The sequence below is a fragment of the Ohtaekwangia sp. genome, from assembly GCF_036786105.1.
In the GTDB taxonomy this organism is placed as follows: Bacteria; Bacteroidota; Bacteroidia; order Cytophagales; family Cyclobacteriaceae; genus Ohtaekwangia.
Genome location: NZ_DAIQRQ010000089.1, coordinates 8,255 through 14,439, shown reverse-complemented (window position 1 = coordinate 14,439; position 6,185 = coordinate 8,255). Strand labels below are relative to the sequence as shown.

General features: G+C 45.2%; 6 protein-coding genes. All 6 read right to left on the bottom strand.

Going from position 1 to position 6,185, the window contains the following annotated elements:
* A partial coding sequence (locus V7Q33_RS21925; RefSeq protein WP_331979620.1) for a helix-turn-helix domain-containing protein occupies nucleotides 1–901 on the bottom strand: 901 nt, incomplete at its 3' end.
* Between the two features lie 150 nt (nucleotides 902–1,051).
* Nucleotides 1,052–1,819: an SDR family NAD(P)-dependent oxidoreductase gene (locus V7Q33_RS21920; RefSeq protein WP_333821277.1), complete on the bottom strand. Its 768-nt coding sequence runs from the start codon at nucleotides 1,817–1,819 to the stop codon at nucleotides 1,052–1,054.
* Between the two features lie 130 nt (nucleotides 1,820–1,949).
* On the bottom strand, nucleotides 1,950–2,426 hold the full coding sequence (locus V7Q33_RS21915) for a DinB family protein (RefSeq protein ID WP_333821276.1): 477 nt from the start codon (nucleotides 2,424–2,426) through the stop codon (nucleotides 1,950–1,952).
* Nucleotides 2,427–2,467: 41 nt separating this feature from the next.
* Entirely contained in the window at nucleotides 2,468–4,927 is a 2,460-nt protein-coding gene (locus V7Q33_RS21910; RefSeq protein ID WP_333821275.1) for an outer membrane beta-barrel protein, read from the bottom strand.
* A 172-nt stretch (nucleotides 4,928–5,099) separates the two neighbouring features.
* Complete coding sequence (locus V7Q33_RS21905) at nucleotides 5,100–5,696, bottom strand: HD domain-containing protein (RefSeq protein ID WP_333821273.1); 597 nt, start codon at nucleotides 5,694–5,696, stop codon at nucleotides 5,100–5,102.
* A 147-nt stretch (nucleotides 5,697–5,843) separates the two neighbouring features.
* Nucleotides 5,844–6,185 (bottom strand): acyltransferase family protein (locus V7Q33_RS21900; protein WP_333821272.1); only part of this gene is annotated, 342 nt, incomplete at its 5' end.

The window sequence follows — 6,185 nt, the reverse complement described above, 5'->3', positions numbered from 1 at the left end:
AATTCAACCTAAACTCCTTCGGTGAAACTCCCATCTTTGTTTTAAAAATCTTGGTGAAGTGCGATGGATGCTCGAACCCCAGCTCATAAGCGATTTCACTGATTGATTTATCGGAGCTCCAGAGTAGTGATTTGGCTTTTTCTACTACCTGCAAATGTATATGCTCTTGTGTGGTTTTGCCGGTATATCTTTTTAGCAAATCGGAGAGGTAGTTGGGAGAGAGGTGCAGTTGCCCGGCGAAGTATTTTACATCGGGGAGGCCGGTGTTTATGAGAGAGTCTTGCGCGAAGTAATGAAGCAGTACCTTTTCAAATTGCTGCACAATGTCGTGGTTTACTTTGGCGCGGGTTATAAACTGTCGGTCGTAGAAGCGGTTGCAATAGTTAAGCATCAACTCAATATTACTCACAATGAGCGCCTGCGAATGTTTGTCGATATTCTGTGAGTATTCGCGTTTTATATTTTCAGCGCAGGTACGTAACTGTACTTTTTCATCGTCCGATACATGAAGTGCTTCGTTGGTATCGTATTGAAAGAAGGAGTATTGATTTATCTTTTTGCCGAGATCCGTTCTATGAAGCAGGTCGGCATGAAAGAATAGTCCCCAGCCTTCTTTGTACGATATAGAGCGTTGTGTCGAAATAGCTTGACCGGGTGCGGTAAATATCAATGTTCCTTCATCAAAATCGTAGTGCGACTTGCCGTATTTCATAGAGCCTTTCTGTTGCTTGAGGTATACCGAGTAAAAACCAAGACGGAAAGAAGTTTCTTCTTCCGGAAAGTTGTCACGGTTAATCTCCTGCAACGAAATGAACGATACCAGCGGATGCTTTGGCCCCGCACAACCATAAAGTTTATGCAGGTCGCTGATGGTGGCTATGTCTACAAAGGTTGGCTGCATGATCGTAAAGTTACAGAAATGTGTCCGGATGTAACGAGGTAATATACCTTCCGTTGGCGGAGTATATCACCTGTTAAACATCTGGAATGGCAATAGTTTTTTAAATTCATTCCTTCCCTTATAGAGAGGAGAAGAACAGTGGATTTTTACTTATAAATACATACCTCCGGAAACTTCGATGCGCTGGCCGTTTACCCACTTGGCATCTTCTGAACATAAGAAGGCCACTACGCTGCCGATATCATCAGCTTGCCCGATGCGTGGCAACGCGGTAATGGATTTGATATACTCTTGTACTTGCGGATTTTCGCGCACGCGTCCGCCATTGAAGTCCGTAGCAATAGCACCCGGAGCTACGATGTTGGCGCGGATATAGCGCGATCCCAATTCCTTTGCCATATACTTGGTAAGTGTTTCTATTGCCGATTTCATGCTGGCATAGGCACCGCTTCCCGGATGTGTAAAACGCGTTAAGCCGCTGGATATATTTATAATGCCACCACCATCATTCATATAGTTCACGGCTTTTTGGGTAAGGAAGAATACACCTTTAAAATGCACCTGCATCAGCTCATCGAATTGCTCTTCGGTAGTAGCTGCCAGCGATGGAACATTTATACCGTGACCGGCATTGTTAATGAGAAAGTCGAAGCGTTCAGCTTGAAATGTTTTCTTCAGCGTTGCTTGCAGTGTAGTCAGGAATGCATCGAAGCTTTTCACATCGCCAGCACTCAGTTGTAAGGCAGCCGCACGCTGTCCCATTTTCTCAATGGCTGCTACTACTTCCAAAGCCTCATCTTTTTTGGAGTTGTAAGTAACAATTACATCATTGCCTCTTTTGGCCAGATTCAGGGCCATGTCTTTTCCCAGTCCGCGACTGCCGCCGGTTACCAGGGCGATTTTGTTTGTTGATCCCATAGTTGTTGTTTGAATTGATGATACAAATCTCGCATCAACAAAATTCCCGCACTTATACCTTTCTCAGGATTGCTTATACATTTCACCGGACCAACGCTTATCCTGGCATCTCTCTCAAGACGATCAGTAATTACGGTTGAACGCAGAAGAGGAAATAATCAGTAGCAACAGCCTCTTCACCGGCGGTGCGGATCATGTGTGTTATTTGTCCGCGGTGGTACGTGCCGTGGTTGGTTACGTGCATCGCTATATCGGGCCACGACATAACGTGGTGCGCGCCTTTGCGTGTTATAAATTCAATCTGCTTGTTTGGCTCGCGATCCAGTGTGGGTGCCAGGGCGAGCATGTCTTCCTGTATACCTGCCCAGGGATTAACGATGTCGTCTAATGTGTTGAGCGGCCATGCCGGTATATCTGCCAGCGGAATGCCTTTCCATCGATTTACCCAAAGCCAGTCGGCCTCCAGTAAATGGATGAGTGTTGCTTTAATGGAACCGAAGCTTCCGCCCAGCGGTTTGTCCAATAGATCGGCTGATAATGATGCAAGGTGTGTGGTGATCTTCCGATTCGCCCAGACATTATACTCAACTAACTTTAATGTGTTCATACAAACGTGGATGGTATTGCATCCCAATATAGCACATTTACCTAGTTGCTGAAATCAATATCCGGACGATCAACCTTGCGCTCTTTCATTTTGCTATCAGAGAGTTTGCCCAACGGCAATTGTACGGAGAGTTTAAAGTACCGTATCTCTCTGCGACTCATGGAAGCCTGGTATATACCCGGCTGGTTGTATATCGTTACGAACCTGCGTGAATTCAAAACATCGTTGATAGAGAAGGTAATGTTGCCTTTGTTTTGAAGTATGCTCTTTCGTAGTGCAAAGTCAACACCGTTCACTGCATTCTGATATCCTTGCAAACTCGGGTTTTTGCTTCTTCGCTGTGCGCTGGCCTGTGCTGATATACCGGCCGGGAATTTATACGTGAAATTTACTTTGGCATTGTAACCAACCATCTCGTTGGTGAAATCGATGGATTGCAGAATTACTTTATACGCGTTGATATTAAACAATATACTCAACGGGCCGGTTGTGTAAATCATCGTGTTGTCAAGACCAAAACGAATATCGGCCTTTACATTTTGAAATGTAGTTACAAGGATAGTGGAGTCCGTTGCCAACGGCGTTACAACCGGTTTTATCGTGTGGTCTTCGTATATATAGTATGCCGTGGGCAACCATTGCAGGCTGTGATTGCGGGTGTTAGTCCAGGTTTTGTTATAGCTGAGCTCTGCTGTATTCACAAACTCCGGACGCACCGCCGGGTTACCGATGGTAATGTTCTGCCGGTCGTTAGCCTGTATACCCACAAACACATGCCGGAAGGTAGGGCGCCCAACTTTTCTGCTCAGGCTAAAGTTCCATTCCGAATTTTCATCTACCACTTTGTTAAACGCTATGGATGGAAAAAATGATTGAAACAGATTCTGTCCTGTCTTGGAAGGATAATTATAGCCGAAGGTACTTCCATCAAATTTGGATACACCATGCATACTCGACTGCTCCATCCGCAAGCCAGCCTGCATGCCCAGTTTTTCAGAAAGCTTCCGGTCGTATAGTGCGTACACGGCATTTACGGTTTCGGTAATGCGCGCATATTGAGAGTAATTTTGTAATAACGTTTCTTCGTTGCTATTCACCTCATTGAAAAAATATTCCTGATCGCGGATATAGGTATAACTGCGCAGACCGAACTCCCATTTCACCAATTCATTTACCGGGTGAGTATAATCGAGTTGCACGAGTGTTTGATTGCCGATGATTCTTCCATCAATACGATTCTGCACCGGGTATCCATCTTGTGCTGTGGTATCAGATGCGTTGATGTCGTATGCCGTAGTATACCAATCGCCTGCATTCGACACGCGGTTGTGCGTGCGCGATGCCATGAAGTGGAGCGCTTCGCCTTGGCGGGTAAACTGATGCTTCCAGTCTAGCTCAAGGCCGGTGTTGGTGTAGTTGTTGTGTGGCACTGTGTTTCTGCTGCCATAGCTGGTCTGTTCACCCGCAGCGTTGCGATAGTAGTACGTTTGATTGCTTACCGTGTTGAATGCTCCGCCTACAATCGTTCCTGCTATAGAAAGTGTGTTGTTTTTATCTGCCTGATATTCGGCCTGCAATCTGCCGCTTTGGAATACATTGTTCAGGCTGATGTTTGTATTTTGATCGAAGAAGCTGCTGTTCGCGCCATCGCTGTCTATATTTCTGCGATGCACATAACCGGTAAGCGGATTCCTGGTTGAGTTAAGACTATAAAGTGTTGTAAGATTCCATTTCCCTTTTTGCCAATCCAGGTTAACCGTAGCATCGTAGCGCGAGTTATTGCCTATACCCAGATTTACCATGCCGTTATATCCTTGTGCGCGGTTCTTTTTCATCACCAGGTTTACAATGCCTCCGGATGTGCTGGCATCATATTTAGCAGAAGGATTGGAAATTACTTCTATGCTGGCAATCTGGTTCGCCGGTATCTGTGCCAGCGTAAGTTGCGTAGGTTTACCATCGATGTATATAGTGGTAGGCATATTGCGCAGACTCGCAGCTCCTGTTTCATCGATCGTTAATGAAGGAACGTTGCGCAGTAACGTTTCGGCCGTGCCTCCAGTGGAAGTCATGTTATTGCTTACGTTGAAGATGCGCTTATCGGGTGTTACCTGCAGGTCAGCTTTTTCGGCTACGATCTCTACTTCCTTTAGTACTTTGGTCGCAGCCTGCAGCGCCAGTGATCCCATATCCAGATGTTCGCCTGCCTGGATCGTTATAGTGCGATCCAACGTCTCGTATCCCACGAATGAAACTCTTACCGTACATGTACCAGTAGCTATGGATCTGATAGAAAATTTTCCGGTTGCATCTGATTGTGTACCATTTAGCAGGCTGTCTTTATTATTTATTTTCTGATATAACGCAACGGATGAAAACGGAATGGCTTCTCCTGTAACGGCATCGTTTACCGTGCCGGTTATAGCCGCAGAAGATTGCGCATAACCCGTGCTGTTGAGAAAAGTGAAGAAAATGAACGCTGTGTAAATAAATATTCTCATGATATAAGTAAAAGAGTGCCATTCGAGCCTCATTTATAGCAATCGACTCACGAATTCTTTCGCTAAATCTTCATTCCTCAAAATGTGCAATAAATGGTGTTGTTGCTCTCTGACAATGAATCTAAAAAGGCAATTCTGTATCAATTCTGTCGGAATACAGGAATGGCAACGCCTACCTTTGTAAACGCAGCATCTGTGCGTTTTCAGCCAACAGCTTGTTTTTCTGAATTGCCCAGCGGCGTTGACACACGGTTGTATAAAAATGATGGTTGGATAGAAAACGGCTGTTCATTTCATACCACTCCTGGTTGGTAAATGACTGCTTGAAGACCACGGCAACTTCCTCCCGGAGATTTTCCATGTGTGCAAAATAGTCGGGCTTAAAGAAATGACCGTAGTCGGCATCGTGCATAATGGATTGAAGTGTATTGGCCGGTATACTTCCCTTACAGGTTACCATAATGCAATCGGTAATTTGGGATATCTGATCAGCCCCTATCCAAGGCGACAAAAACTGTGATGCTATACGTGTGCTCTCGCGCTCGTGATCGATATAGGAAACGGTAAAGCCAGTGTCGTGAAACCAGGCTGCCAGTAAAACAATTTCGGTTTCCTCCGGGGAAAGACTTTCCTGCCGGGCAAGCTCTGCTGCAAACCGGACTACCTCAACTGTATGTGAAATGTTATGATAATATAAATGCTTATCCAACGACCTCTCCAGTAGCGCACGAACAAATTGTTCGGTTTGAAGTAAAACAGATAAGCTCATACAGGCCCATAAGTAACGGGCAAATTCTGTAGATATTCTGTATAACCGGTATATTAAATCCTGTAAATCAGGAACCAGGGGCAATTGACCAGCTATATTTTTCGTTGGTGTATTCGGTTAGGGCAGGCTGCTTTAGCTGCCCCTAACTTACGGTTGACTTTCCAAAGAAACAGTCTGCGACCTTTCGTTATTTTTCAAGCCAAACAACGGCCTGATAAAACGCACGCGCCTCACCACCATCTCGTATACTAAAAAGCATCCTGAAAATGTACTTACAAGCACCAATATAAACTGCATAGGTGTAGAGAGCGACAACGGAAAAATTAGCAGCGATGCCAGGTATAGCATAACCATGTGTAATATATATACCGGGTATGCGGCCTGACTCAAATACGTTAATGCGCAACTTGGTTTGTTCAGGTATTTATGTCCCAAGGCCAGCATCGCGAATATCCACAGATCAGATTCCACCACCAGTTGATATAGCGG